The following is a 3,909-nucleotide window of genomic DNA, read 5'->3' as shown; positions in this document are numbered from 1 at the left end:
AACATAGTCTGATTAATAGTATCATCTTTTAAAACCATAAATAAAACAACCATAAATATTAATATTTATAATAAAAGATTGTACTTCATAGTATATAAAATTAAAGGAAAAAAATAAGCGAAAAAAAATTTTAAAAATTAATGAGAGTCATGTCCCATCCTGACTTATAATTTTTATCTATTTTACTTAATTATAGTATTTATTATTTAATACTTTATTAATTACTTTAAATTTATTTATATCTTATTTTAATAATTATATATACTTTATTTTAAATATTAAGAGATACAAATATTTATATAAGTGATTTAAGTTTTTTAACCACGAATTGATTTAAATGGGGGTTGGTTCTAATGTATTCTATTTGATAGATTTATTAAAGATTTTTTCAATATTATAGTTACTAGGCTCTTTCAAAAACTTGTGTGATTTAAATATTGGTAAGTTTTTTTATTAAAAATTTTTTCTTAATATTTGGCGTTATTTTTATAATTTAAAGCTAATTAACCCGTTGTTTTGAAAAATTTAAATTAATAAATTAATCAAAAAATTAGTTATCACACAAGTTTTTGAAAGAGCCAATATAGTTACTAACTAAACGTTTATTATAGATGACTTATAAATAATAAAATACTGTCTGGAAAATCTAAAATTAATGTTTTTTAACAAAATGACAAAAAACTGCTTTGGATGAAGAAATCAGCAAATTATGTGGGTTATCATAGGTATTATCAGAGATTAATTGCAGTTAAAATGGTTAGTGATGGAAATACAATAACTTATGCTGCAAATATCTTAGGAAAAATCATATCAAACAATTCACAAATGAATTAAAACATGTGCAAATGAAGGATTAGAAGGTTTAAAATCATCTTGGGGTGGTGGAAGACCATCAAAATTAACTCATGATCAACTAATTGAATTAGATAAAATCATTGAAAAAACACCAAACATGTCAATAAAAGATGTACATATTCTTGTTAAAGATAAATTTGATGTATATTATAGTTTAAAGCAAATTATGGGAAATTGTAAGAAAATTGGGGTGCAATTACAGCAAAACATATCCAAAATTTTCAAAATCACCAGAAGATGCTGAAGAACGGTTAAAAAAAACTTAGAAGAACAGTAATATAACAACAAACAATATTATAGTCTTATTTGATGAAGCATCATTTCAAAATGAACCATATACACAAAAATCATTATATAAGCAAGGAACAAAACATACACAAACTGTAAATCCATACAAATTCAAAATCAACATCACAGGATCATTAACAATAAACAATAAAAATATTAAACAAAATAATAAACAAAGTAAATCTAAATGATGAAGATATAGATAAATTATTAATAGAAAATAACGAAAAAATAATGAAGTTTTCGCAGAAAAAAATTTTAAAACCCCCTTGAAAAAATATAAAGGATAATTCAACCTCAATAATCACCAGAATAATTGGAAAAATACTGCAATAGGGAATCACTAAACAATATGAAAAAAAGAGAAATAAAAAGAAAAAATAACCTTAAATATCTTAAAAAAAAGAAGATATAATAACAAAAAATACAAACAGAACAAAGAATATCTTTGATTCTAGATAATTATAGTATTCACAAGTCCACATTTATCAAAAAAAATAGCACTACACCTTTATATTGAACTAATATATCTTCCACCATACTCTCCCCTACTTAAATCCAATCGAACAAATATGGAGACAATAAAAAGAGAAATAAAACATTATTACCTAGAATCTAAAGAATTTTTGCAAGAATTAACTATTAAAACATATTATTGAATCAATTTCAAAAACAAAAGTTCATGACAAATGACTCAAAATATTTATACCAAAAGTTTAGTAATTAACTATTAATTTAATCTCTTGTTAAATTTTAACACAAACTATTTTTTTTGATTTTACTAATTAAACTTGATTTATGAGCATAGTGGAATAAATAAAGTTAAACATAACCTGCATAATCACCAAATTTTTCCATCTTTGAATATTCACTATTTTTTTTAAAAAACCCACAATTATAACTACATCTAAATTTAACCCCATAAAAATCAATTATCTCATAAAGATAATATTAATGTCCTAAATTACCAAACCAAATAACAAATTTTATTTAATATTATAAATTATATTATAATAGTCAATAAATAAATTTTCAGATGTGATTTTATGATTTGGGTAATTGGTGATGTTGAGGGGAGAAGATATCGTGAACCTTTCTCAAAAGGAATTTTAGCTAGATCATTAAGTATAACTGATATTGGTTCAGAAAGAGCATATGAAATAGCTAGTGAGATAGAATCTAAACTTATTGATGGAGATATTAATGAGATTACTTTAACAGATTTAACAAATTTCATTGTGGATTATTTAGATTATTTAGATCCAGATTATGCTAAAAAATACCTTAATTGGAGGGAAGTTAGAAAATCAAAAGAACCTTTAATTATTTTAATTGGTGGTGCATCTGGTGTAGGCACATCTTCAATGGCTTTTGAATTAGCTAGTAAATTAGGATTAAAAAATCTTATTAGTACAGATATGATTAGGGAAGTAATGCGTAAGATAGTATCTAAAGAATTAAGTCCTGTTATTCATAAATCTAGTTTTGATGCTCATGAAAGTATTAGAATACCTTCTATTAGGATTGATTCTATTATTGAAGGATTTATTAGTCATGTTGATGTTGTTAATGTAGGTGTAGAAGCTATTATTGAAAGATCTTTAAAAGAAGGCATTAGTATTATTATTGAGGGAGTTCATGTGGTTCCAGGTTTTATTAGAAAAGATTTAATAAGTAAAAATAATATTATAATTTTTACATTAGTTGTTGACGATCCTGAAACTCATAAACAGAGATTTTTTACAAGATGTAGACAACCTTGGGTAAAACGTTCCCTTGAAAAATATATTGAAAACTTTGATATTATTAGAAAAACACAAGATTTTTTAATTGAACAAGCTAAAATACATGATTCTTGTATAATTGACAATGTTGATGTTACTGAAACTGTCGATATTATGGTAAATGAAATTATAGAAAAATATGGAGGTTTGAAAAATGTTGAACAAAAAAGTGAGTGAAATTATGACAAAAGATGTATTAACTATTACTCCTGATGTGGATGTAATTAATGCATTTGAAAAGCTTATGGAACATAAAATAAGTGCTCTTCCAGTTGTTGATGATGATGTGTTAGTAGGTATTATAACAGCAACTGATGTAGGTCATAATTTGATTTTAGATAAATATGAACTTGGAACTAATGTTGAAGAAATCATGGTAAAACCTGTTGTTACAGTTTCTTCTGATGATTCAATTAGAAAAGCTATTGACGTCATGAGAAATGGTGCTTCAGATTCAAATATATTAAATCAACTACCTGTGGTTGAAAATGATAAATTAGTGGGTATTATTTCTGATGGAGATATTATTCAAGAGATATTTTAATCATATCTTTTTTTAATTTATTATTTAATTTTTTACTTATTTTTTAATATATACTATAATAATCTTTTTTTTCTAGTAATCAGGATGGGACATGATTCTCATTAATTTTTAAAATTTTTTTCGTTTTTTTTTCCTTTAATTTTATATACTATGAAGTACAATCTTTTATTATAAATATTAATATTTATGGTTGTTTTATTTATGGTTTTAAAAGATGATACTATTAATCAGACTATGTTGGTGCCTATGGACTTGAGTAATTTGATTCCTGAAGGTCATCCGTGTTATTTTTATTAAAAATGTGGTTGATCAAATTGATTGTTCCGAAGCTAACAAGGAGTTTTTCGTGATAAGCCTGGTGAACCTGCTTATCCTCGTGAAATGTTGCTTAGGATTGATTTGGATGAGTGTTATTTGATGGTGGATTGTCTTCTCCTA

At 24.5% G+C, this 3,909-nt stretch carries 3 protein-coding genes; all 3 read left to right on the top strand.

Annotated elements, in window-relative coordinates; translation table 11 throughout:
* The first annotated feature begins 690 nt into the window (after positions 1–690).
* The 3 genes from MBORA_RS11235 to MBORA_RS08865 all read left to right on the top strand — a co-directional run bounded on the left by MBORA_RS11235 (position 691) and on the right by MBORA_RS08865 (position 3,471).
* Positions 691–834 (top strand): hypothetical protein, encoded by a 144-nt coding sequence (locus MBORA_RS11235; protein WP_231476055.1) that lies wholly within the window; start codon positions 691–693, stop codon positions 832–834.
* A 1,355-nt stretch (positions 835–2,189) separates the two neighbouring features.
* Positions 2,190–3,104, top strand: a complete 915-nt coding sequence (locus MBORA_RS08870) for a 2-phosphoglycerate kinase (RefSeq protein WP_042694630.1) — start codon at positions 2,190–2,192, stop codon at positions 3,102–3,104.
* Entirely contained in the window at positions 3,082–3,471 is a 390-nt protein-coding gene (locus MBORA_RS08865; RefSeq protein WP_042694629.1) for a CBS domain-containing protein, read from the top strand. The genes MBORA_RS08870 and MBORA_RS08865 overlap by 23 nt, the downstream gene beginning before the upstream one ends.
* Positions 3,472–3,909: the final 438 nt, after the last annotated feature.

It is taken from the genome of Methanobrevibacter oralis, from assembly GCF_001639275.1.
GTDB classification, from domain to species: domain Archaea; phylum Methanobacteriota; class Methanobacteria; order Methanobacteriales; family Methanobacteriaceae; genus Methanocatella; species Methanocatella oralis.
This window is presented reverse-complemented; position numbering and strand designations above follow the sequence as displayed.